Raw genomic sequence first — 24,245 nt, forward strand, 5'->3', positions numbered from 1 at the left:
AGCTGCAACGCAGCAGCTGCGGCCTTCAGGCCCTGCCCTTCGGGGCTTTCAGAGCGATTCACACTCTGCGTTGCGACTTCTTGAAAGGTCTAGGCATTCCTGCGAAGCCGCGCCTTGATTGTGAACCGCTCTGAGAGCCAGAGACATCACGGACTTATTCAGAGGTTCCCTAGAGGTTGTAGGCGAGGGTGGTGTACCAGTAGCGGCCGCTGAGATCATAGGTGCGGCCGTCGAAATTGTCGTTAAATGCCGTGGCGGCAAATGGCGGCTCGCGGTCGAGCAGATTGTCGATACCGATTGCGAATCGCAGCCCCAGGGGCAGGGCATAGGCGAGCTGCAGATCGTGGGTCGACCAGCTTTCGATTTTGCGGGTCACACGGGCCTGGTCGAGTGTGAAGGACTCCTCCAGCGCGTCGACAAAATGAACGGTGTAGCCCCCTTCCCAGCGCCCCTTGTGCCAGTAGATGCCGGTATTGGCTTTCCAGCGCGGCAGCGAGCCGGCACCGCCGCTGGCGGCATCGGAGAAGGTGCCGGCCAGATCTTCGACCGGAGAGCCAGGCGCCGCCTGGTTCAGGTAGCGTTGCATATGGCTGGAGTTCAGTGACCAGCGCAACTGCCCCAGGGCTTCCGAGTAGTGCTCGTAGCGCAGCGTCAGATCGAATCCGCGTACCTCGCGCGCACCGATATTCAGGCGCGTGGCGGAAATTTTTGTGATATCGCCCTTTTCGTCGCGCAGGACGCGGTCGGTAAACAGGCCCGCGTAGGCGTTTTTGTCGATCAGGTACTGGGGGCTGGTGTCGATGACGTCATTCTGGCGGATATCGAACAGGTCCAGCGTCGCGCTGAAGCCTTTGAGCTGCTCGGGTGTCCACACGACGCCGAAGGAGCGGTTGTCGGAGGTCTCCGGCTGCAGGTTCGGGTTGCCGCCGTACTCGGTTAAATACTGAATGCGCGCGCCGTCGGCCTGGCCGCGGCAGCCGGGCAGGGCATCGGCTTCCGCGCTGGTGCAGGGGTCGAATAGGAACTCCTGGCTCTGGTAGCCGCTCTGGTTCATGTCGATCAGTGTCGGCGCCTTGAAGCCGGTGGCGTAGCTGGCGCGCAACATCCACGACCGCGACGGCCGCCAGCGCAGCGCTATTTTGGGGTTGGCGGTGCTGCCGAAATCACTGTAATCGGAATAGCGCAGGGCGCCGTCGAGCCAGACTTTGTCCTCGAGCAGCGGGATGGAAATTTCGGCAAAGGCTTCGCCGATAATGCGTTGACCCTCCGCCGAGCCGGAGGCGTTGCCGCCGACGAACGACAGGCCCATCGCATCGTTGGAGTGGAAGTCGATCGCTTCGCGGCGCGCTTCCACACCGGCGGCGCCGAGTATGTCGCCGGCGCCGCTGCTGCCGAGGATACCGTTGGCGACGTAGGTCAGCGAGGTCATACGGGTGGCGCCGTCCACCAGGCTTTCCCCGCGGATAAAATCCCGCTGTGCGGCGTCGATACTGCCGCTGGGGCCGAGCAGGTTGGTCGCCACGCAGCCGCTCTGCGGGTTGCAGATATCGGGGCCCTTTAGGCTCTGTGCGAGCGCAAGCGGATCGATCAGATTGTTGAGGCGTTCGGCGGCGCGGGTATAGTGCAGGGCGGCGGTCAGCTCCCACTCCCAGTCGTCCCAGCTGCCCTTGAGTCCGGAATTGAGGCGCCAGGTATCGGTGTGGTTTTTCTGGATGCGGGGCCCCAGCTCCAGGACCCGCTTGCGCACATCGAGGATTTCCTGGTCGAACGGGTTGTAGGCTTGATCCGCGGCGATGCTCAGGTCGCCGTTGTCGAAACGGGTGAACACCGGCGTCGGCGCCATGGTGGCTTTTGCCGAGGTGCGGATGCCCATGATCTCCACGAAGACCTGCTTGTCTTCATCCAGGTCCAGGTTTCCCTCCGCATAGACAGACAGACGATCGGATGGTACCACCGCGGAGGTGAATTCCCGGTAGTTGTAGCGGTCTTCCTGGGTCCACTGGCGGTAGCCGCCATCTGCGCTGTTGGTCAGCACCCGCCCATCATTCAGGGCGATATATCCGGACGGGGATGCGGAGGAGCGCTGGTCAGTGCCGCCGCGGTGGCGGTTGTCCGCGGACGCAGACAGTTCCCGGTCGCGACTCTTCAGCTCGCCCTGGCGGTAGTACGCCAAGCTCACCATCAGGTGGCCGTGTTCGCCGCTCCTGCCCCAAGTCAAATGGTGGGATTCGGTCTGCTGGTCGCCCCTCTGCGCCTGGCCGTAGTAGCTGTTCAGGGACAGTCCCTCGAAATCGCGGCGCAGGATGATGTTGACTACGCCCGCGATGGCGTCGGAGCCGTAGACCGCCGAGGCGCCGTCCTTGAGGATTTCGATGCGATCCACCGCGGAGAGGGGGATGGTGTTCAGGTCTGCGGCCTCGCCGCCGAAGCCGTTGTTGACGATGCGGCGGCCGTTGATCAGCACCAGCGTATTGCTGGCGGGGAGGCCGCGCAGTGTCACCGTGGCGGTACCGTCGCCGCCGTTGCTGACCGAAGTGCTGGTGGAATTGCCGGAAACCGCCGGCAGGAACTTCAGCAGCTCGGCAATCGTCTGGGCACCGGTGATCTCGAGTTCGGGCTGGGCCAGCACGTCGATGGGGGCATAGCTGTCCAGCTGCAGGTGGCGCAGGTGGCTGCCGGTGAGGCTGCGGCCGGTGACCGTCACTTCCTCGGTCTGCGCCGGCAGCGGTTCGGGATCCTCCCCGGGCTCACTTTCACGGATCATCACCGCCACCGCGCCGGGGCCCACGCGCTTATAGGTAAAGGGAGAGCCCCGCAGCAGCTGTTGAAGAACCGGCTCGAAGTCGCCGTCCCCGCTCGGCAGTGCCTGTTCCGGCAGCGTGTAGTTGGCGGCGGAGGAGGTCTGCACCAGTACGGAGATCTTGCACTGGCGCCCGAGGGATATCAGCGCCCGTGACAGATTGCCGGCGGGCAGGTGGACGCCGGATTCCGGGCAGGCGGCAAGGGCCCCTTCGGAGAGCACCATCGAGGTCGCCAGCGACAGTGTGGCCCAGAGCCGTGAATTCAATGGAGTGCCCGTCTCGCCTGTTCTGCCCCCGCGCCGCGATGTGCGAGGGCTTTTCTCTTGTTGTATTTGGGTGTTGTTACGGGCGGGACGTACAGAGGCTGTACAATAAACGATCGCCCAGGCGGGTTTATAACTTAGTTCCGCTTGGGAGACAAGAGAGTCAGGTTAGGGTCACTGTGGTCCTGGTGCAGGTCCAGCGCCGTGGCGATGGCCTTGAGGGTGTTGTCCGGATCGGACAGCTCGAAGGTGCCGGATACCCTGCGCTCGCGCACACTGGGGTCGGCTGCGACGGGCACTTTCAGGTAGCGATTTAACTCCTCCAGTGCCTCCGCCAGCGGGGTCTGCTCGAATACCAGTACGCCGCGGGTCCAGTCCAGCGCCTCTTCGGCGGAGGTGCGGCTGACTTCGCCGAGGCCGCCGCTGGAAACGCTGACCTTCTGGTTCTTGACCAGCTTCACGGACTCCGGCTGCAGGCCGGGCGCGCTCTGCGCCTCACTTACTGCGACAACGCCGCCGGTCACGGATACGCGGGTGCTGTCGGGGTTGCGCTCCACATTGAACTCGGTTCCGAGCACGCGGATATTGGCTTTGCCCGCCGCAACGGTGAACGGGCGCGCGGTCTGGCGGGCGACATCGAAGTAGGCCTCTCCGCGCAGCAGCTGGGTGCGGCGCTCATCGCGGCTGAAGGCCACGCGCAGCTCGGAGTTGGTATTCAGTTGGACCTGGGAGCCGTCGGCGAGGGTCACGGTGCGGGTCTCGCCGACCTGGGTGACGAAGGTCTGCTCGCGGAGGTCGCCGCCGCCCAGCCACTGGTTGCCCACCCACAGGGTCACAACCAGGCAGGCGGCGACCAGGCCGCCGCCCATCAGCCACTGGGCGAAATTCCAGCCGCCGGCGGCCGCGCTGCCCGCGGCGATGCGGGTATCGCGCTCTGCGCGGCGGGCGCCGGATCCCGCCGAGGGGCGGCTCTCGGGGAACAGGGTGTCGATCGGCATCCGCGCCAGGGCGCCGAGATCCCCCCAGAGTTCGCTCATCTCATCAAAGGCCCGGCGGTTCGCCTCTGACTGGCCCAGCCAGCGGGCAAATTCGCGGCGGTCGGCGGCGCTTGCGGCATCCGAGCGCAGGCGTGCGATCCAGGCGCAGGCCTGGTCCAGCCTCTCTTCGTTTGGTACCTCTTGTACGCCCGCTGTATTCACCGCTCTCTACCTTGCCAAACCGTATTGCTTTGCTTGCTTTGCCAAATACCCTGCCAAAACCGGCCTTTTGGAAGCTTCCCGCTCCGCACTTTTGTTGTGCATTTTACGTCTGCGGCCGATTTTTTGGCGCGTTTTTTCAGTGCGCTCTATGGTTGCCGCAATAACTGTCGCTAACGCCGCGCTATTTTAGCGTTTTGTTTGCTCTTCGCGCCGGTATTTGTGTTCAAATGACCGGGCTCTGAGATAAGACGACCGACCGGCGGTCCCCCTCAAGTAAATTTGTGAATGGATGGGGGCTTTCGTGCACGGAGCCTGTGCACTTGCCCGTGTTTTTGCAATGCAGTTGCGGCCGGTGGGGTGATTTGCGCGCCAGGTGGCGGCCGTCCCTCTTCCTTTTCGGGGCTGCCCCCATTTCTATCTGCCCGCTACCCGTGCCGCTCTATCCGCCGGCGGCACACTTTCAGCGCCTGCAGTATGTACTTCTCCACACTGCTGACCGAGGTGTTCATCTCCCGGGCGATCTCGCTGTATGAGAGACCGCGGGTGCGGTGCAGCAGGAATGCCTGGCGGCACTTGAGGGGCAGGCTGTCCATGGCCTCGTAGATGGACTGCAGCTGCTGGCGCGCCGCCAGTACCCGCTCAGGGGACAGGTGGTCGGCGTGGTCGTCCCCGACAGACTCGCCTTCGGCCGGCATCTGCTGGCTGACATACTCCATATGCAGCTTGCCGCGGCGCAGCTGGTCTACGGCCAGGTTGTTGGCGATCTGGTAGAGGTAGGCGCGCGGGTTGTCCAGCTCTTTCTCGTCGCTGAGCTTTTGCAAGCGCAGGTAGGCGTGTTGGGCTATGTCTTCGGCGTCCTCGGTGCTTTTGACAATGCGTGCCACAAAGCGCACCAGTGCCTGGCCGTGGTCGGCAAACAGCTTTTCCAGAAGCGTTTTCCGAGCTTTATTCATCAGATGGCGGTTTCCCCGTACTGCACTCGCCGCGGTTATTGGTTTAGTGGCTTTGGCGAGCAGGCGCACAGTTATATCACAGGCCTCGGCCCGGCGACGAGGGGCTTCCGGTCATCGCAACGGTCGCCCGCTATCCCTCGCCGTCTATGCCGGTATAATGGCCCCGGCGCCAGCCGGCGCCCAATTCTTAAGGTACGGTAGAGGCGCCAGAGCGCCGGAGAGCGGATGAGTTATCAAGTACTGGCGCGCAAGTGGCGGCCGCGGTTGTTTCGGGAGATGGTGGGCCAGGAGCATGTGCTCCAGGCGCTGATCAACGCCCTGGACAACGATCGTTTGCACCACGCCTACCTGTTTGCCGGTACCCGCGGGGTGGGCAAGACCACCATCGCGCGCATCCTCGCCAAGTGCCTGAATTGCGAGAGCGGCGTCAGCTCCGAGCCCTGCGGCCAGTGTACCGCCTGTACCGAGATCGCCGAGGGGCGTTTCGTCGACCTGATCGAGGTGGATGCGGCGTCGCGCACCAAGGTGGAGGATACCCGCGAACTGCTGGAGAACGTCCAGTACGCGCCGACCAGGGGCCGCTACAAGGTCTACCTGATCGACGAGGTGCACATGCTCTCCAACAGCTCTTTCAACGCGTTGTTGAAGACCCTGGAAGAGCCGCCGCCGCACGTCAAATTCCTGCTCGCCACCACCGATCCACAGAAGTTGCCGGTGACGGTGCTGTCCCGCTGTCTGCAGTTCAACCTGAAGAATATGAGCCCGGAGCGGGTGGTCGAGCACCTGCGCTTCGTGCTCGAACAGGAGATGGTGCCCTTCGAGGAGGGGGCGCTGTGGCACCTGGGTCGCGCCGCCGACGGCAGTATGCGCGATGCCATGAGCCTGACCGACCAGGCCATCGCCTTCGGCGGCGGCGTGATCAGCGAGGCCGAAGTGCGCGCGATGCTCGGCAGCATCGATTCCGGGCTGGTTTGGAAACTGCTGCAGGCCCTGGCGGACGAGAGCGCCCCGGCGCTCCTCGCCGCGGTGGAAGAGCTGGCCCAGCAGGCGCCGGACTACAGCGCGGCCCTGGCGGAGCTGGCCAACAACCTGCACCGCATCGCGGTGGCCCAGGTAGTGCCGCAATCGGTGGACAATGCCCTCGGCGACGGCGAACGCCTGCGCGAACAGGCCGCGCGCCTGGCGCCGGAAAATGTACAGCTCTATTACCAGATGGCCCTGCTGGCGCGCCGCGACCTGCCGCTGGCACCGGATCCGCGCAGCGGCTTCGAGATGGCCCTGTTGAGGATGCTGGCCTTCCGCCCCCAGGGCGTGGCCGATATTCCCCGCGCCAGCCTGCCGAACGGCACCGCGGCGGCGCCGGTGCAGGCACCCGCGCAGGCCCAGGCAGATACGGCGGCGCAGGCCACAGAAGAGGCGCTGGTCGAGGAAAAAAAGCCGCAGGCGGACGTTGAGCCGGCCGAGGCCGGCGCAGCCGTTGCCGATAGTACACCTCCCTGGGAGGCGCCGGCTGCGGAGGCGGCACAGGCGCCCGCGGCGGCCGCAGCGGGTGTCGTCGAAGCGCCGCCGCAGCCGGTTGCCGAAGCTGCGCCTGAAGAGCCGCGGCCCGAGGCCCCGCAGCCGCAGACAGACCTGCGTGCCGCACTGCGCGAGCAGCTGCGTCAGCAGGTTGCGGAAGTGGAGGCCTCTCCGCCGCCCCCGAAGCCCGAACCCCGGGCCCCGGTTCCCGACAGGGCCCCGGCTCGCCTCGATGCGCTGACGCCGGGCAGCTGGCCCGCCCTCTACAGCCAGCTGGGTGTCAGCGGCATCCTGCATTCCATCGCCTTCCACCTGGAACTGGTCGGAAGGCAGGACAATATACTTTCCTTTACTCTGGACGAGTCCTACAGCAGCCTGTACGACGAGGTGCACCAGCGCCGCCTGGCAGACCTGCTCAGTGACTTTTTCCAGCAACCGGTTGTGGTGCAGATACAGGTCGGGCAGGTGCAGGGCAGCACGCCGGCACGGCTGGCCGCGGCGACGCGCGAGGCGCGCCTGGCAGCCGCGCGCGATGCGCTGGCGGCGGATCCGCTGGTGCAGGACCTGCAGCGGGAGCTGGGCGCCGAACTGCTGCCCGACTCGGTGGAGTCCCTGGTGGACGCCGAATAACCCTACACAGGGTGCGCTGCGCGCACCGAACAGCGAATGAGGTTCACGATGAAAGGTTTGGGCGATTTGATGCAGCAGGCCCAGAAGATGCAGGCCGAGATGCAGGAAAAAATGCAGAAGATGCAGCGGGAGCTGAATGAGCTGCGCATCTGCGGAGAGGCCGGCGCCGGCATGGTCAAGGTCACGATGAACGGCCGCCACGACGTCACCTCGGTGGAAATAGATCCGGAGCTGCTCAGCGAAGACAAGGAGATGCTCGAGGATCTGCTCGCCGCGGCGGTGAACGACGCCGTGCGCCGCGTCGAGGAAAAAACACAGGAACTGCAGAAGCAGCAGATGGGCAATCTCGCCGCCGGAATCAATCTGCCGGAAGGCTTCAAGTTCCCCTTCTGAGTCGCGCCCGAGTTTTCAACACCATGTTTAGCCCCCTGATTGAAGAATTGATCCGCGCCCTGCGCTGCCTGCCCGGCGTCGGCCCAAAGTCGGCGCAGCGCATGGCGATGTACCTGCTGGAAAAGGACCGCGATGCTGCGGGCACTCTGGCGCGCACCCTGGAGCAGGCGGTGGAGAAGGTCGGCCGCTGCGGCCAGTGCCGCACCCTGACCGAGCAGGAGATCTGCGCCCTGTGCAGCAACAGCCGGCGCGACCCCAAAGCCCTGTGCGTGGTGGAGACACCGGCAGATGTGCTGGCCATAGAGCAGGCCGGAAATTACCACGGCCGCTACTTCGTTCTGCACGGCCACCTGTCGCCCATCGACGGTGTGGGCCCGGCGAATCTCGGCATAGACCTGCTGGAACAGCGGCTCGCCAGCGAAGAGTTGGAAGAGCTGATTATCGCCACCAACCCCACGGTGGAGGGCGAGGCCACCGCGCAGTTCATCGCCGAGCGGGCCCGGGCCTGCGGCGTTGCGGTCAGCCGTATCGCCCACGGCGTGCCCATCGGCGGCGAGCTGGAGTATATCGACGGCGGCACCCTGGCCCACGCCTTCAACAGCCGCACCGCCTTTTTTCAGGGTGGTTGAGGACGCAGATGCTGAAAGTAGATACCACCCCGGTCTGGATCGACAGCGGCGAACAACTGGCGGATCTGTGCGCGCACTGGCGCCGGCAGAAAGCCATAGCGCTGGACACCGAATTCATGCGCAGCCGCACCTTCTACCCGCAGCCGGCCCTGGTGCAGGTGGGCGACGGCGAGCGCTGTTTTCTGATCGACACTCCGGCGATCGACGATCTGCAGCCGCTGCGCGACCTGCTGCTGGACACCCGTGTGACCAAAATCATGCACAGCTGCAGCGAGGATCTGGAGACTCTGGAACGGTTGCTGGGCGCCATCCCCGAGCCGATCTTCGACACCCAGATAGCCGCGGCGCTGACCGGCATGGGCGCCGGCCTCGGCTACGCCGCCACGGTGAAGGCGCTGCTCAATATCGAGCTCCCGAAGAGCGAAACCCGCTCCGACTGGCTGCAGCGGCCCCTCAGCGAGGCGCAGAAAAACTACGCGGCGTTGGATGTGGCCTGGCTGCCGCTGCTGTACGGCGTGTTGCTGAAGCGCTTGCGCGAGCGCGGACGGCTGGAATGGTTGCAGGAGGACTGCGCCGCGCTGGTGGCCGCCGCGCGGAATCCGCAGCCGCCGGAGCTCTATTACCAGAAGGTCAAGGGGGCCTGGCGCCTGCGCGGTGCGCAGCTGGCGGCGCTGCAGGATCTCTGCGCCTGGCGCGAGCGCGAGGCGCGGCTGCGGGATCTGCCGCGCAATCATCTGCTGAAGGAAAGCGTCTGCCTGAGCCTGGCCCAGCAGCTGCCGCGCCACAAGGCGACGCTGGCTCAGCCGGGGCTCGAGGGGCGCACACTGCGCGAGCACGGGGATACCCTGCTGCAGATTATCGCCCGCGCCGCCGAGCGCGAAGATGTGCCACCGCCGCTGCCGCAGCCCCTGAGCCGCCGCGAGGGCGAGTGGCTCAAGCTGCTGCGCCAGCGCGTGGCGGCCATTGCCGAATTGGAAAACCTGCCGGCGGAAATACTGGTGCGCAAAAAAGAGCTGGAGGCCCTGGTGCAGTCGGACCGCCCCGAATTGCATGGGCGCCTGCGCGGCTGGCGCGCATCGGTGGTCGGCGAACCGCTGCTTGAAACCCTGCGCGAGCTGCGCGGAGAGGAAAAGAAATGAAAGTCCTGTGCGATATCTATCGCAGCCCCAAAAAAGACGAGATGTACCTCTATGTGGACAAGCGCGAGGGCACATCCCGGGTGCCGGAAAACCTGCTGAACCTGTTCGGCAGGCCGCAGCATGTCACCACCCTGCTGATGACCCCGGAGAGAAAACTCGCGCGCGCGGATGCGAACAAAGTCCTGAACGAGATCTCCGAGCGCGGCTATTATCTGCAGATGCCGCCGCTGGTCGATTCCGAGATGGGCGCCATCGCGGCCAAGAACTGCAAGTTGCAGCGCTGAGCCGGCAGGCGATGGCCGACAAGCCCTTCTGGCAGTGCAAGCCGCTCGAACAGATGACAGAGGCCGAGTGGGAATCCCTCTGCGACGGCTGCGGCCGCTGCTGCCTGCATCGGCTCGAGGATGAGGACAGCGGCGAGGTGTACACCACCAACGTGGCCTGCCGCCTGCTCGACACCCACTCCTGTCGCTGTGGCGACTACGCGAACCGCAAGCTGCGGGTGCCCGACTGCATCCAGCTGCGCGCGCGGGATCTGCCGGGGTTCGACTGGCTGCCCGCCACCTGTGCCTACCGCACCCTCGCGGAGGGGCGCCCGCTGGCGGACTGGCACCCGCTGGTATCCGGCCGTGCCGAGTCGGTCCACGAAGCGGGTATCTCCGTGCGCGGCTGTGTCATCAGCGAGGACTTGGTGCACCCGGACGATTTCGAAGAGCATATCGTCCACTGGGTGGGCGACCACTGATCGGCAACCGGTCCGCAACTGCTTAGACCCCTCATGCCGGCCTGCGCCGCAACGACGGGGCTTTATCTCGATTGTATAAGTTGAAGAACGAAAACTATGGCCGAAGAGTATCGAATTGCCTGGACGATTTACGCCGCCGGCACCCTGCTTTTGCTGCTGGCGGGTTGGTGGTTTATGCGCAACTGGAAGTGGGGCTGGCCGCGCCGCACACTGCTGCTGACCTTCGCCGCCGCGCTGCTGATTCCCGCGCGCGGTTCGGCGCCGGATGCGGTCGCCGTGCCGCTGCTGCCGCTGTTCGTCTACCAGACGCTGTTCGAAGAAGACGGCGCCGCGCCTGAGGTCACCGCCAACCTGGTGTTTGCCACCGGCGGTGCGCTGGCGCTGATGGCGATCTGGGGCCTGGTAACGCTCTATCTGGGCCACAGGCGCGAAAAGCGCCGGCGCGCGGACGAAGATCCCTACTTCAACGAGCAATAGAATCCCGGTCACGAGTGACCGGGGCCTGCGTCTCAGCCCCGGATCAAAGGCGCCGCATCCCCTCTCCGCCGCTACTGCCCCCTGCGACAGCTGCTATATCTATAAGGCTGGCCCCGCCATTGGCGCGGAGCCCGTCGGAATAGAAAAATGCCGGTGCCGGCTGGTACACGGCAGGGGAACACGGATGCTCGACCATCTGCTTATCTTGACCGCGGTAATGCTGGTATCGGGCATCCTCGGTGGCCTGGTGAACTACTACCAGATGCTGTTTACCGAGGAGGATCCGGCCGGTCTCGCGCGCTGCCTGATTATGGGGCTGTGCGGCGCGCTGATGGTGCCGATTTTCCTGAAGTTCACCCAAAGCGACCTGCTGATCGAGATTCAGGGCGACCCGTCGCGCCTGCTGATCTTCACCGGCTACTGCCTGCTCGCCGCCATCGCCTCGCGCATGTTCGTCTTCAACGCCGCGCGCCGCCAGCTGCGCGACGCCAGCATCGCCCGCGCGCGGGTCGAGAACCTGGAGCAGGAGCTGCGTGCGATGCAACTGGAGATGATGCCGCTGCTGGAGCACGAGATTGAGGGCGATCCGGAGCAGGGGCCGGCGCTGGATTTCAACCTGATTCGCAAGCTGGACGAAAACGCGCTGCATGTGCTCGGCCTGCTGAACAACGGTGACTGCGTGTTCCGCTCCCTGTCCGGCATGGTGCAGGAGAGCGGCATGGAGACCAATTCCGTCGCCCGAGCCCTGAACAGCCTGCTGGTGCTGGAGATGGTGGGCAAGATCCACAGCCACCTGGGCATCCGCTGGTATATCACCGACAAGGGCCGCCAGGTGGTGCGCCGCCGCAGCACCCAGACGACCGACGGCCGCGTTGTGAGCGGTTAGATACCGGCTATTGATTGCCCAAATTGATCGCTTCCGCCTTTGGCCTGCCGGGAAAGCGGCGTTCCGGTTCTCCATTCGGGCCGCAGGCCCGCCCGACGATGTCCCGCCGGTCATTCGATCTGGCTGATTCCGCCTTTGGCTCCCCTCCCCGAATCACTTAATATCTGCCGTTTCCCAAGCGCAGATACGAGAGTGACGATGAAATTTACCGGCACCGACAGTTATGTAGCCACCGACGACCTGCAGATGGCCGTGAACGCGGCGGTCACCCTGCAGCGGCCGCTGCTGATCAAGGGCGAGCCGGGCACCGGCAAGACGCTGCTGGCCGAGGAGGTGGCGCGCAGCCTGGGCCTGAAGCTGATCCAGTGGCATATCAAATCCACCACCAAGGCGCAGCAGGGCCTGTACGAGTACGACGCGGTTTCCCGCCTGCGCGATTCCCAGCTGGGGGTGGACAGGGTCCACGATATCCGCAACTACATCAAGCGCGGCAAGCTGTGGGAGGCCTTCGCGGCCGAAGAGCGGGTGGTGCTCTTGATCGACGAGATCGACAAGGCGGATATCGAGTTCCCCAACGACCTGCTGGTGGAGCTGGACCGGATGGAGTTCTTCGTCTACGAGACCGGCGAGACGGTGAAAGCCAAGCACCGCCCGATCGTTATCATCACCTCCAACAACGAGAAGGAACTGCCGGACGCCTTCCTGCGCCGCTGTTTCTTCCACTACATCAGCTTCCCGGACCGGGACACGATGCACAAGATCGTCGAGGTGCACTACCCGGGTATCAAGCGCCAGCTGGTCACCGAGGCGATGGATATTTTCTTCCAGTTGCGCGAAGTGCCGGGGCTGAAGAAAAAGCCCTCCACCTCCGAGCTGATCGACTGGCTGAAGCTGCTGCTCGCAGACGATATTCCCGAGGAGGTGCTGAAAAACCGCGACAACAGCAGCGCGATTCCGCCGCTCTACGGCGCACTGCTGAAGAACGAGCAGGACGTGCATATGCTCGAGCGCCTGGCCTTTATGGCGCGCCGGGAGAATCGCTGATCCCGGCGGATGCGTTCGAGATGTAGGATGGGCAAAGCGCAGCGTGCCCATCGCCACGCCAGATGATGGGCACCTCGCTGCGCTCCTTTGCCCATCCTACACGCTAGCCGCGAATTGTTATGCTGATCGGATTCTTCCTCAACCTGCGCCGCTATAGACTGCCGGTCTCGATCACCGAACTGCTGGCCCTGCTCGAGGCATTGCAGCGGCGCTTGGTATTCGCCGACCTGGAGGAGTTTTACTTCCTCGCCCGCACCTGCCTGGTCAAGGACGAAAAGCACTTCGACAAGTTCGATCGCGCCTTCGACGCCTACTTCAAGGACCTGGAGACCCTCGACGATATTCTCGAGCAGATGATTCCCGAAGACTGGCTGCGGGCGGAATTTATCAAGCAGCTTTCCGAAGAGGAAAAGGCAAAAATCGAGAGTCTCGGCGGTCTGGAAAAGCTGCTGGAGGAATTCCAGAAACGCCTCGAGGAGCAGAAGAAACGCCACAGCGGCGGCAACCGCTGGATAGGTACCGGCGGCACCAGCCCGTTCGGCAACAGCGGTTATCACCCTGAGGGCATCCGCGTCGGCGGCAGCAGTCGCAACCGCTCCGCGGTCAAGGTGTGGCAGAAGCGCCAGTTCAAGAACCTGGACGACAGCATCACACTGGGCACGCGCAATATCCAGGTGGCGCTGCGCAAACTGCGCAAGTTCGCCCGCACCGGCGCCGCCGAGGAGCTGGACCTGGACGACACCATCTCCTCTACCGCGCGCAACGCCGGCCTGCTGGATATCAAGATGGTGCCGGAGCGGCACAATGCGGTGAAGGTGCTGATCTTCTTCGACGTGGGCGGCTCCATGGATCCCTATGTGCGGGTGTGCGAGGAGCTGTTCTCCGCCTGCCGCTCCGAGTTCAAGCACCTGGAATATTTTTATTTCCACAACTTTATCTACGAACACGTGTGGAAGGACAACCAGCGCCGCTACTCGGAATCGACGCCGCTGCTGGAAGTGCTGCGCACCTATGGCAAAGACTACAAGGTGATCTTTGTCGGCGACGCCTCCATGGCCCCCTACGAGATCACCAGCCGCTACGGCAGTGTCGAGCATATGAACGAGGAGCCGGGCGCGGCCTGGATGGCGAGGGTCACCGATACCTACGGCAAGCTGGTATGGCTGAATCCGGTGGGGGAGGAATACTGGCAGTACACGCCCAGTATCGGCCTGACCCAGCGCCTGGTCGGCGGGCATATGTACCCGATGACGCTGGAGGGGCTGGACAGGGCCATCGCCTATCTGGTGAAGGGGCGCTGATTGGGAAAAATGAATGCGGAATGATGAACACGGGTTTGAGTCCCGGTTCATCATTCACCATTCGTCAGTCCGAGAAATGCCGCGGCGGTGCGCCCTCGTGGTCGGCGGTAATGCCGAGCTCTTCCTTGGTGGACTCGACCACCTTCACATGCGCCTCCTCGACGCCGTGCATCCAGTCCACCAGCTTGTTGCGCAGGAAGAACAGAATAATGCCGGCGCCGATCGCCGCTATGGCCACGCCGCCGAAGGTGGCCAGTGGGCCCGATTCGCCCACCAGCTTGCCGATCTCCGCCGCGCCCTTGTTGGCGATACCGATAAACGCAAACCAGAGCCCCATCATCAGCGACAGGTAGCGCAGCGGTGACAGCTTGGTGACCATCGACAGGCCGATCGGCGACAGGCACAGCTCGCCGATGGTGTGGAAGATATAGGCAAACACCAGCCACCAGATACTGGCCTTGATGGTTTCGGAATCGCCGATCTGCAGCGCGGCGCCGCACATGGACACGAAGCCCAGGCCGAGAAACACCAGCCCCAGGCTGAATTTCGCCGGCGAATTCGGCTCGCGGTCGCCGAGGCCGACCCAGATGCTGGCGATGATCGGCGCGAGGATGATGATAAACAGCGGGTTGACCATCTGCAGCCAGCTGGCGGGAATCTCGAAGCCGCCGATCATCAGGTCCGTCTTGTACTTCGCAAACAGGTTCATCGATCCGGCCGCCTGCTCGAAGCCGGCCCAGAAGATCACGGTGAACACGCCGAGGATCAGTATCACCTTGATGCGGTCGCGCTCCTCCCGGGTCAGCGGTGCATGCTTGTCCTCGACGTTTTTCTTCAGGCCGAGTTTTGCCGAAGGCTGGTTGCCGATTTCGCCCAGGTAGCGCTTCGCCTGGGTGGCCTGCAGTATCAGTCCCAGCAGCATGCCGAGCCCGGCGACGAAAAAGGCCAACTGGTAGTTCACCTTCTCGCCGATCCAGCCGATCACCAGATAGCCGAGAATCGACCCCAGGTTGATACCCATGTAGAAAATCGTAAAGGCGGTGTCGCGGCGGTGATCGCCCTCGTCGTAGAGGTCGCCGACCATGGTGGAGATATTCGGTTTGAAGAAGCCGTTGCCGAGAATCATCAGCGCCAGGCCCAGCCACAGCATATAGATCTCGCTGCCGTCCGGCAGCCAGCCGTGGGGAAAGCCGAGTGCGAATTGCCCCAGCATCATCAGCACACCGCCGAACATGATGCAGCGGCGCTGCCCCCACAGGTTGTCCGCCATCCAGCCGCCGACGATCGGCGTCAGGTACACCAGCATCGCGTACCAGCCCAGGTAGGACAGCGCCTTGGACTGCAGCTCCGTCTCCGAGAGCTGCTCCCAGCCGAACACCGCCGCGGTGGCCGCGGAGGTCAGGTAGAAGACGAAGATGCCCCGCATGCCGTAATAGCTGAGGCGCTCCCACATCTCGGTGCCGAACAGCAGAAACAGGCCCTTGGGGTGGCCGAGCATTTCCCCGGCGCTGGTCGGTGGTTTGGGTTTCAGATCTTGCATGGGTACCGCTCGCAAGTTGTGGGGTGTCTATTGCCTTCGGGGGCACGGGGCAGGGCAATCGACCTCAGTATAGTTCAGCGCCAGATGGTTCAAGCCTGCGCCAGCGCGGCGGGGCGGTTATAATCGCCCGTTTGCAGTTATTTCCCGAACCATGAGTCACACCGATTCCGACAACGCCCTCGAGGCCCTGGAAAGCCAGATTCCCCAGTGCATGGGGCGCGACCGCCAGCGCCTGCGCAGAACGGCGAAAAATGCGCGCCGGCGGCTGCGGGAGGGCAAGCCGGCGGACCGCATGCTCGCGCAGCTGGCGGAGCAGATCGAAACCTCGCGGGCGCTGCTGGAGGCGCGCCGGCAGAAGCTGCCGGCGCTGACCTGGCCCGAGGGGCTGCCGGTGGTGGCGCGGCGCGACGAGATCGCCGCGCTGATCGACAGGCACCAGGTCGTCGTCGTCGCCGGCGAGACCGGCTCCGGCAAGACCACCCAGCTGCCGAAAATCTGTCTGCAGCTCGGCCGCGGCGTCAGCGGCCAGATAGGCCACACCCAGCCGCGCCGCATCGCCGCGCGCACCGTGGCCAACCGCATCGCCGAGGAGCTGGGGCAGCCGCTGGGGGAGTCCGTCGGCTACCAGGTGCGCTTCACCGACCACAGCACCGAGCACACCCATGTGAAGCTGATGACCGACGGCATTCTGCTGGCGGAAATCCAGCGCGACCCGCTGCTGCACAGGTACGACACGCTGATCATCGACGAGGCCCACGAGCGCAGCCTCAATATCGATTTCCTGCTCGGCTACCTGAAGACGCTGTTGCCGAAGCGCCCGGACCTGAAGCTGATCATCACCTCGGCCACCATCGATCTGCAGAAATTCTCGCGGCACTTCGGCGACGCGCCGATAATCGAGGTCTCCGGGCGTACCTATCCGGTCGAGATCCTCTACCGCCCGCCATTGGACAGCGACCAGGATCTGAACGAACAGGTGATCGCCGCGGTGGAGGAGCTGCTCGCGGCGGAGAAATCCAGTGGCCGGCGCGGCGGCGACATACTGGTGTTTATGAGCGGCGAGCGCGAGATTCGCGAGTGCCACAAGGCGCTGCGCGATGCGCAGATACCGCAGGTGGAAATACTGCCGCTGTACGCGCGCCTGAGCCTGGCCGAACAGGCAAAGGTTTTCCACGGCCACAAGGGGCGCCGGATAGTGCTGGCCACCAACGTGGCCGAGACATCGATTACGGTGCCCGGTATCCGCTATGTGATCGACCCCGGCACGGCGCGCGTCAGCCGCTACAGCTACCGCAGCAAGATTCAGCGGCTGCCGGTGGAGGCGATTTCCCAGGCCAGCGCCAACCAGCGCGCCGGCCGCTGCGGCCGCGTCAGCGCCGGCGTCTGTGTGCGCCTGTACGACGAGAAGGATTTCGAGCAGCGCCCGGAGTTTACCGACGCGGAAATCCTGCGCACCAATCTGGCCGCGGTCATTCTGCAGATGCTGCAACTCAGGATCGGCGATATCCGCGACTTCCCCTTCGTCGACCCGCCGGACCAGCGCCTGATCAACGACGGCTACAAGCTGCTGCAGGAACTGCAGGCGGTGGATGCGGGCGGCCGGGTCACCGAACTGGGCCGCGCCCTGTCGCGCCTGCCGCTGGACCCGCGCCTGGGGCGCATGCTGATGGCCGCCGCCGAAAATGGCAGCCTGCGCGAGGTGCTGATCATCGTCAGCGCGCTGGCGGTGCAGGACCCGCGCGAGCGCCCGGCGGAAAAGCGCCAGGCGGCGGACGAGAAGCACCGGCAGTGGCGGCACGAGCAGTCGGATTTTCTGTCCTATGTGCAGCTGTGGGACGCCTTCGAGGCCGAGCGCCAGGCGCTGAGCCAGAACCAGCTGCGCAAGTGGTGCCAGAAAAACTTCCTGTCCTGGCTGCGCATGCGCGAGTGGCGCGATATACACCACCAGCTGCGCGTCGCCTGCCGCGAGCTGCAGTGGCGGGAGAACCGCGAGGCCGCCGACTACGAGGCGGTACACAGGGCCATAGTGCCGGGTCTGCTCGGCAATATCGGCGTGCGCGACGAGAACAAAGAGTTTGTCGGTTGCCGCAACCGCCGCTTCCATATCTTCCCCGGCTCCGGCCAGTTCAAGAAGCCGCCGCGCTGGGTGGTGGCCGCACAGCTGCTGGAGACCAGCCGCCTGTTCGCGCACACGGTGGCCAAAATCGAACCGGACTGGGTCCTGGCCGCCGCCGAGCACCTGGTCAAGCGCAACTATTCCGAGCCCCACTACGACGCCCGCGGCGGCCGCGTGATGGCGTTCGAGAAGATTTCCCTGTACGGCCTGGTGCTGGTGGAGAAGCGCCGCATCCACTACGGCAAGCTGGATCCGCAGACGTCGCGCGAGGTCTTTATCCGCCAGGCGCTGGTGGAAAGGCGCTACCGCGGCAAGGGCAGGTTCTTCCAACACTACACCGACCTGCTGCAGGAGCTCGAGGATCTGGAGGCCAAATCCCGGCGCCGCGATATCCTCGTCGACGACGAAGTGATATTCCGCTTCTTCGACGAGCGCATTCCCGCGGATATCGTCAATCTGGCGGGCTTCGAGCACTGGCGCAAACAGGCGGAGGCGAAGGATCCGCAGCTGCTGTTTATACCCCGCGATCTGCTGATGCTCTCGAGCGCCGATCACCTCGGCGAGGCGCAGTTTCCGGACGAGCTGCAGGTGGGCGGTGTCGTCTATCCGCTCGCCTATCACTTCGAGCCGGGCAGTGTCGACGACGGCGTCAGTATCCGCGTGCCGGTCGGCGCGCTGCACCAGGTGCCGGCGGCGCGGCTCACCTGGCTGGTGCCGGGGCTGCTGCGCGACAAGTGCATCGCGCTGGTCAAGGCGCTGCCGAAGCAGTGGCGCAAGTACTTCGTGCCGGTGCCGGCGGCGGTGGACAGGGCGCTGCCGAAGCTGCAGCCGGACAATGTGCCGCTGTGGCAGTCGCTGGCCCATGAGCTGCGGCGCCAGACGGCCCAGCAGGTGCCGGACGCCGCCTGGGAATCGGCGGAACAGTCGCTCGAGGACTTCTACCGCTTCAATATCCAGGTGCTGGACGAAGAGGGGCGGCTGCTCGACCAGGGCCGCGACCTGGCCGAGCTGCAGGTCCGCTACAAGGACCGGGTACAGGAGGGGCTGGCCGCGGCCGGCGATGATTTCGAGCGCGACGGCATCACCCGCTGGGATTTCGGCGACCTGCCGGAGACGCACACCCTCACCCAGGGCGCCCTGAAGGTGCGCGCCTACCCTGCGCTGGTGGAGGAAAAAGACAGTGTCTCGCTGAAGCTGCTCGACAACCCGCTAGAGGCGCAGAGGCTCAGCCGCGCCGGCATCTGCCGTCTGGCGCTGCTGCACCTGCCGGAGCCGGTCAAGTATCTGCGCAAGGAGCTGCTGCGCGGCAAGGAGTTGGGCCTGTCCGCCGCCGACCTGGGCAAGCGCGAGGAGGTCGCGGACGACATAATGCTGGCCGCCGCGCGCGAACTCTTCTGGGCGGACGAACAGTGGCCGCGCACCAAGCAAGACTTCCTCGCCGCGCTGGAGAGGAGTGGCGAACTGGTGTCCGTGGCCCAGCAGATCGCCGATCTGCTGGTCAACGCGCTGGCGCAGTTGGTGCCGCTGCGCAAACAGATCAAGCAGCAGAAAAACCTGGCCGTCGCCATGGCGGTGGGGGATATACAGCAGCAGCTGGCCGGGCTCTTCTACCGCGGTTTCCTGTTTGATACGCCGCTTTCGCAGTTGCGCCAGTACGGCCGCTACCTGAAGGGTATAGCCCTGCGGCTGGAGAAGGCCGCGCTGGACCCGAACCGCGACCGCCGCCTGCAGGCGGAATTCCACAGGGCCGCCGAGCCCTACCTGGCCCTGGCGGAGCGCCATGCGCCGAGATTCCTGGCGGCAGATCCGCAGCTGTCCCAGTACCGCTGGATGCTGGAGGAATTCCGCATCTCGCTGTTCGCCCAGAGCCTGAAAACCCTGATGCCGGTTTCCGCCAAACGGCTGCACAAGCTGTGGATGGAAATTGAACAGTCCGCCGCCGGATTGCCGCTGTAACGGCAACCGGATCGCCGGAAATTTTTTCACTGGCGCTGTAATAAGCCGAGTGCCCGTGCGACAGAGTGAATGAGAAAGGGATACAAATGCGGAAACGCGGGTGAACGCCGCCGCAAGGCGCCCTGTCTCAACGTGTGACCGGTTTTTCCGCGGTGGCACTATACTCCCCCGGAGGTCTGGCACGCTCAAGCGTGTGTCCTTTATTACCCAGGGTTTTTATCAGGAGATTCATTATGAACAAGAAACATCTTTCCCCGGTCGCCGCCGCCGTAGGTGCGGCTTTCCTGGCATCCGCGGCGATGAACGTGTCCGCGGCCGCCGACAACAGCAATCCCTTCGCGGCCGAGGAGCTGTCGTCCGGCTACAACCTCGCGATGAGCGATCACGAGAAAAAGGACGACAAGAAGAAAGAGGGCAAGTGCGGCGAAGGGAAGTGCGGCGAAGGCAAGAAGAAGGAAGGCAAGTGCGGCGAGGGTAAATGCGGCGAAGGCAAGAAGAAGGAAGGCAAGTGCGGCGAGGGTAAATGCGGCGAAGGCAAGAAAAAGGAAGGTAAATGCGGCGAGGGCAAGTGCGGCGGATAGGCCGGGCCTGAGCCGGGGAGGGGCACGGGCGTGCCCCTCCCCGCCGACTGCGAGCAACAATCATGAAGAATACCGCCACGCGAGATGTGCCCGCCGGGGACCTGTCCCGGCGCGACTACCCGGTTGAGGGGGCCGGTCTCGGCCTGCGCCGCTCGATGATCGGGGAGGAACTGCCGCCGGACGCGGTGGATTTTCTCGAGGTGGCGCCGGAAAACTGGATCGGTGTCGGCGGGCGCTTCGGGCGCTGGTTTCGCCAGTACACCGAGCGCTTTCCGTTCGTGACCCACGGCCTGTCGCTGTCCATAGGCGCGCCGGCGCCGCTGGATCTGGATCTGGTCAGGTCCATCAAGGCGTTTATTCGCGAGCACGATATCCGCTGCTACAGCGAGCACCTGAGCTACTGCTCGGACCACGGCCACCTGTACGACCTGCTCCCTATCCCGTTCACCGCCGAGGCGGTGATCTATGTGGCCGAGCGCATCCGCATAGTACAGGACCTGCTGGAGCAGCGCATCGCGATGGAGAATGTGTCCTACTACGCCGCGCCCCGCGTCGAAGGCGAGGCGCAGATGAGCGAACTGGAGTTCCTGAACGCGGTGCTGGCCGAGGCGGACTGCGATCTGCTGCTGGACGTGAACAATATCTACGTCAATTCCATCAACCACCGCTACGACCCGCTCGAGTTTCTGCGCGGCCTGCCCAGCGAGCGCATCCGCTACGCCCATGTGGCCGGCCACTACGACGAGGCGGACGACCTGAAGGTGGATACCCACGGCGCGCCGGTGATCGATCCGGTGTGGGCGCTGCTCGAGCAGGCCTACCGGATTCACGGCCCGGTGCCGACGCTGTTGGAGCGGGATTTCAACATACCGCCGCTGCCGGAACTGCTGCAGGAGGTGGCGCAGATCCGGGCGGTGCAGGCGAGCCATTCCGCGGAGGCGGCCCATGTCCACGCTCGTCGATAAACAGCGCAAATTCCAACGCCTGCAGCGGGATTTCGCCGCACACCTGCGCGCGCCGGATACACACGCGCCGCCGCCGGGTATCGAAGACAGGCGCATGGGCATCTACCGCGACCTGATCTACAACAATATCGAATCCTTTATTTCCGGCGGTTTCCCGGTGCTGCGCAGCCTCTACAGCGACGAGCGCTGGCACAAAATGGTGCGCGATTTCGTCCATCGCCACGCGTCCCAGAGTCCATACTTTTTGCAGATCAGCGAGGAGTTCCTGCACTACCTGCAGAATGAGCGCGGTGCGCAGGCGGGGGATCCCCCCTTTCTGCTGGAGCTGGCCCACTACGAGTGGGTGGAACTGGCGCTGGATGTAAACGGCGCCGAACTCCCCGCCGGGCTGTCGCTCGACGGGGATGTGCTGGAGGGGATCCCGGTGGTGTCGCCGCTGGTGTGGAGCCTCAGCTACCGCTATCCGGTGCACCGCATAGGTCCCGGGTACCAGCCGCAGGAGCCGCCGCAGAACCCCACCTTCCTGCTCGTCTACCGCGACCGCGAGGACGAAGTGGGCTTTATGGAGATCAACGCGGTGACCGCGCGGCTTCTGCAGCTGGCGGAGGAGGGCGCGCAGACCGGGCGCCAGTTGCTGCAGCGGCTGGCGGCGGAGATGGCGCAGACCGACAGCGGCGCGCTGCTGGCGTTCGGGCGCGAACTGCTGCAGAAACTGCTGCGCGCCGGCGTGCTGGCGGGACTGAAGGGCTGAGGCTTGCCGGATACTCTGCAATTCTTGGCCGATCCAGGCCCCAGGGTGGTTTACGCAGTGCGGGGGCGGTAGAATCCTCGCACTGCCAACGTGAAAGAGAGGAGCAGGTCTTTGCTGGGACGCACAGTTATCTCGCCCTGGCTTTTCGCCGCGACACTGGCCACCGCGCCGGCGCTGTCTCCGGCGGCCCAGGATCCTTTTGCGGAGCCGGGACAGGAAGTCGCCGCGCCGCAGGTGCCCGCCGGGGAAACTGACTCCGATGCCGGCCAGGCCGGCGACCCCTTTGCCGAGGGCGACGCTGATTCGGAGGGCACTTCCGCACTCGAAGACGAGTATGGTTTCGACCCGGCGGACGAGTTCGCCAGCGACGAGGAGCCGGCCGCGCGCGACCCCTGGGAGGGATTCAACCGCGCCGTCTTCCGCTTCAACGACAGCGCCGATCGCTGGGTACTGAAGCCGGTGGCCACCAGCTACCGGCAGATCACGCCAATCTTCGTGCAGCACGGGATCAGCAACTTCTTCGATAACCTGCGCGAAGTCACCAATACCTTCAACAGCGCCCTGCAGGGCAAGTGGGGCCAGGCGGGCAACGACGCCGGCCGCTTCCTGGTCAATACCACCGTGGGAGTCGCGGGCCTGTTCGACGTGGCCCAGCATATGGGGCTGGAGGCCAGTGACGGCGAGGATTTCGGCCAGACACTGGCGGTCTGGGGCGTGCCCTCGGGGCCCTATCTGGTACTGCCGTTTATGGGGCCGTCCACGGTGCGCGATGTGCCCGGCGAGGTGGTGGACTGGTATACCAACCCGCTCACCTATATCGATCACGACCCGACGCGCTACGCGTTCAAATTCACCGACCTGGTGCAGACCCGCGCCAGTCTGCTGAAGGCCGAGTCCGTGTTGCAGGGCGACCGCTATATCCTGCTGCGCGACGCCTACCTGCAGCGGCGCGACTACCTGATCAAGGACGGCGAGCTGGAGGACGATTTTGGCGGCGACTTCGAAGATGATGCCGATTTCTGACGCCCCCCTGTCCCCCAGCCCCCGTTCAAGAAGCGCCCCATGGCCCCGCGCAGAAGCCTGTTGCTGATCGATGAAGACGAGCGCTGCCGCGACTTCGTGCGCGGCGCCCTGTCGCGCCTCGGATTCGAGGTGGTGGTGGCGCGGAGCGGCGTGGAGGGTATAGGCCGCTTCGCCCCGGGGCTCTTCCAGATTGTGATCACCGATCTGCACCTACCGGATATGGGCGGTCTGGAGGTGTTGCGCAAAGTCAAGCACCTGTCTCCGGACACGCCGGTGGTGGTGCTGGCCTCTGACAGCGAGGTCAGCGACGTGGTGCAGGCCCTGCGCCTCGGCGCCAGCGACTATCTGCTCAAGCCCTTCGAGAACGCAGCGGTCATCGACCACGCCATCTGCCGCATCACCAACGCCGAATCCCTCGCGCGGCAGAACCGCGAATACCGCGAGGAACTGGAGCGGCGCAACCGCGAGCTGCACGACCATATCGAGGTGCTGCAGCGCGACCAGCAGGCCGGCCATATGTTGCAGCAGCACCTGCTGCCGCGCACCCCCTACCGCTACCCCGGCGGCCTCGAGGCCGCCTACCGCCTGATTCCCTCCCTCTACCTCAGTGGCGACTTTATCGATTACGGCCTGTTCGGCGAGCGCTTCGTCGCCTTCTACCTGGTGGACGTGTCCGGCCACGGCGTCTCCTCGGCACTGGTCACCGCGCTGATCAAGCACAGCATCATGCACCTGCTGCGCGAGCGGCCCCTGTTCGCGCAGCTGGATACCCTCGACAGCGACCTGCTCTATATCCTCACCCTGATCAACCGCGAGCTGCTGTCCACCCGCCTCGACAAGCACGCCAGCATGTTCGTGGGGGTGATCGACAGCCGCGCGCGCCAGCTGCACTACGCGGTCGCGGGCCAGGTCCCGATGCCCGCCCTGGTGACCGAAGACGGCGCCGAGTGGCTGCCGGGCAAAGGGCGCCCGCTGGGATTGTTCGAGCACGGGAACTGGCAGGTGATCTGCGCCAAGCTCCCGCCCAACTGGCGCCTGGTCGCCTGTTCCGACGGTGTGCTGGAGCTGCTGCAGGGGGATCTGCTGCAGAAGGAGGCGCAGCTGCTGCAGGCGATCGACCGCAGCCGCGGGGATCTGGACAGCCTCTGTGGCGAGCTGCACGTGGACACCGCGGAGGCTTTGCCGGACGACATCACTATACTCACCCTGAGACAGGGCTGAGTCGCGCGTTTACGGCGCATTGCGCCGTGCGCGACTCAGCGACCCGCCAGGGATGGCGGGGCCGGGGCCGGATCGAAAGCGCGGGGTCGCGCCAGGGATGGCGGGCATGCCCGC

Annotated in this window: 20 protein-coding genes; 16 read left to right on the forward strand and 4 right to left on the reverse strand. The window is 64.8% G+C overall.

Translation table 11 applies throughout. The features are described 5' to 3' along the window. Positions 1–169: 169 nt before the first annotated feature. From ACXAF3_RS13020 to ACXAF3_RS13030, 3 genes are all read right to left on the reverse strand, one after another. The gene (locus ACXAF3_RS13020; RefSeq protein WP_475112742.1) at positions 170–3,067 is read right to left on the reverse strand and encodes a TonB-dependent receptor; all 2,898 of its coding nucleotides are present in this window, start codon (positions 3,065–3,067) and stop codon (positions 170–172) included. Positions 3,068–3,201: 134 nt separating this feature from the next. Then, positions 3,202–4,263 carry a FecR family protein gene (locus ACXAF3_RS13025; protein WP_475112743.1) on the reverse strand — a complete coding sequence of 354 codons (1,062 nt, stop codon included), beginning with the start codon at positions 4,261–4,263 and terminating at the stop codon, positions 3,202–3,204. Positions 4,264–4,688: 425 nt separating this feature from the next. Continuing rightward, on the reverse strand, positions 4,689–5,216 hold the full coding sequence (locus tag ACXAF3_RS13030; RefSeq protein WP_475112744.1) for an RNA polymerase sigma factor: 528 nt from the start codon (positions 5,214–5,216) through the stop codon (positions 4,689–4,691). Between the two features lie 225 nt (positions 5,217–5,441). On the opposite strand from ACXAF3_RS13030, the gene dnaX reads away from it, so the two are divergent. The 10 genes from dnaX to ACXAF3_RS13080 all read left to right on the forward strand — a co-directional run bounded on the left by dnaX (position 5,442) and on the right by ACXAF3_RS13080 (position 13,978). After that, positions 5,442–7,364, forward strand: coding sequence for a DNA polymerase III subunit gamma/tau (dnaX, locus tag ACXAF3_RS13035; RefSeq protein WP_475112745.1), 1,923 nt, complete (start codon positions 5,442–5,444; stop codon positions 7,362–7,364). Positions 7,365–7,412: 48 nt separating this feature from the next. Continuing rightward, positions 7,413–7,757 (forward strand): YbaB/EbfC family nucleoid-associated protein, encoded by a 345-nt coding sequence (locus tag ACXAF3_RS13040; protein WP_475112746.1) that lies wholly within the window; start codon positions 7,413–7,415, stop codon positions 7,755–7,757. A 23-nt stretch (positions 7,758–7,780) separates the two neighbouring features. Further along, positions 7,781–8,386, forward strand: coding sequence for a recombination mediator RecR (recR, locus tag ACXAF3_RS13045; protein WP_475112747.1), 606 nt, complete (start codon positions 7,781–7,783; stop codon positions 8,384–8,386). Between the two features lie 8 nt (positions 8,387–8,394). Next, positions 8,395–9,525, forward strand: coding sequence for a ribonuclease D (gene rnd, locus ACXAF3_RS13050; RefSeq protein WP_475112748.1), 1,131 nt, complete (start codon positions 8,395–8,397; stop codon positions 9,523–9,525). Beyond that, the gene (locus tag ACXAF3_RS13055) at positions 9,522–9,809 is read left to right on the forward strand and encodes a YcgL domain-containing protein (RefSeq protein WP_475112749.1); all 288 of its coding nucleotides are present in this window, start codon (positions 9,522–9,524) and stop codon (positions 9,807–9,809) included. The genes rnd and ACXAF3_RS13055 overlap by 4 nt, the downstream gene beginning before the upstream one ends. An 11-nt stretch (positions 9,810–9,820) precedes the next feature. After that, a complete protein-coding gene (locus tag ACXAF3_RS13060) occupies positions 9,821–10,270 on the forward strand; it encodes a YcgN family cysteine cluster protein (RefSeq protein ID WP_475112750.1) in 450 nt (149 codons plus the stop codon). 96 nt (positions 10,271–10,366) lie between these two features. After that, the gene (locus tag ACXAF3_RS13065) at positions 10,367–10,747 is read left to right on the forward strand and encodes a hypothetical protein (RefSeq protein WP_475112751.1); all 381 of its coding nucleotides are present in this window, start codon (positions 10,367–10,369) and stop codon (positions 10,745–10,747) included. Positions 10,748–10,931: 184 nt separating this feature from the next. After that, positions 10,932–11,633, forward strand: a complete 702-nt coding sequence (locus ACXAF3_RS13070) for a YEATS-associated helix-containing protein (protein ID WP_475112752.1) — start codon at positions 10,932–10,934, stop codon at positions 11,631–11,633. Between the two features lie 198 nt (positions 11,634–11,831). Continuing rightward, positions 11,832–12,677, forward strand: a complete 846-nt coding sequence (locus ACXAF3_RS13075; protein WP_475112762.1) for an AAA family ATPase — start codon at positions 11,832–11,834, stop codon at positions 12,675–12,677. A 119-nt stretch (positions 12,678–12,796) separates the two neighbouring features. Beyond that, positions 12,797–13,978 (forward strand): vWA domain-containing protein, encoded by a 1,182-nt coding sequence (locus tag ACXAF3_RS13080; protein WP_475112753.1) that lies wholly within the window; start codon positions 12,797–12,799, stop codon positions 13,976–13,978. Positions 13,979–14,042: 64 nt separating this feature from the next. Here the strand turns inward: ACXAF3_RS13080 and ACXAF3_RS13085 are convergent, their stop codons facing one another. Then, complete coding sequence (locus ACXAF3_RS13085) at positions 14,043–15,518, reverse strand: peptide MFS transporter (protein WP_475112754.1); 1,476 nt, start codon at positions 15,516–15,518, stop codon at positions 14,043–14,045. Positions 15,519–15,669: 151 nt separating this feature from the next. On the opposite strand from ACXAF3_RS13085, the gene hrpA reads away from it, so the two are divergent. From hrpA to ACXAF3_RS13115, 6 genes are all read left to right on the forward strand, one after another. After that, positions 15,670–19,590 carry an ATP-dependent RNA helicase HrpA gene (hrpA, locus tag ACXAF3_RS13090; protein WP_475112755.1) on the forward strand — a complete coding sequence of 1,307 codons (3,921 nt, stop codon included), beginning with the start codon at positions 15,670–15,672 and terminating at the stop codon, positions 19,588–19,590. A gap of 233 nt (positions 19,591–19,823) precedes the next feature. Next, entirely contained in the window at positions 19,824–20,171 is a 348-nt protein-coding gene (locus ACXAF3_RS13095; RefSeq protein ID WP_475112756.1) for an HvfA family oxazolone/thioamide-modified RiPP metallophore, read from the forward strand. Between the two features lie 62 nt (positions 20,172–20,233). Further along, positions 20,234–21,136, forward strand: coding sequence for an HvfB family MNIO-type RiPP peptide maturase (locus ACXAF3_RS13100; RefSeq protein ID WP_475112757.1), 903 nt, complete (start codon positions 20,234–20,236; stop codon positions 21,134–21,136). Then, a complete protein-coding gene (locus ACXAF3_RS13105) occupies positions 21,117–21,887 on the forward strand; it encodes an HvfC family RiPP maturation protein (RefSeq protein ID WP_475112758.1) in 771 nt (256 codons plus the stop codon). The genes ACXAF3_RS13100 and ACXAF3_RS13105 overlap by 20 nt, the downstream gene beginning before the upstream one ends. A gap of 111 nt (positions 21,888–21,998) precedes the next feature. Next, positions 21,999–22,910, forward strand: a complete 912-nt coding sequence (locus ACXAF3_RS13110) for an MlaA family lipoprotein (protein ID WP_475112759.1) — start codon at positions 21,999–22,001, stop codon at positions 22,908–22,910. Positions 22,911–22,949: 39 nt separating this feature from the next. Next, positions 22,950–24,131 (forward strand): PP2C family protein-serine/threonine phosphatase, encoded by a 1,182-nt coding sequence (locus tag ACXAF3_RS13115; RefSeq protein ID WP_475112760.1) that lies wholly within the window; start codon positions 22,950–22,952, stop codon positions 24,129–24,131. Positions 24,132–24,245 lie beyond the last annotated feature (114 nt).

The sequence above is a fragment of the Microbulbifer sp. ABF4_143 genome (assembly GCF_056160225.1).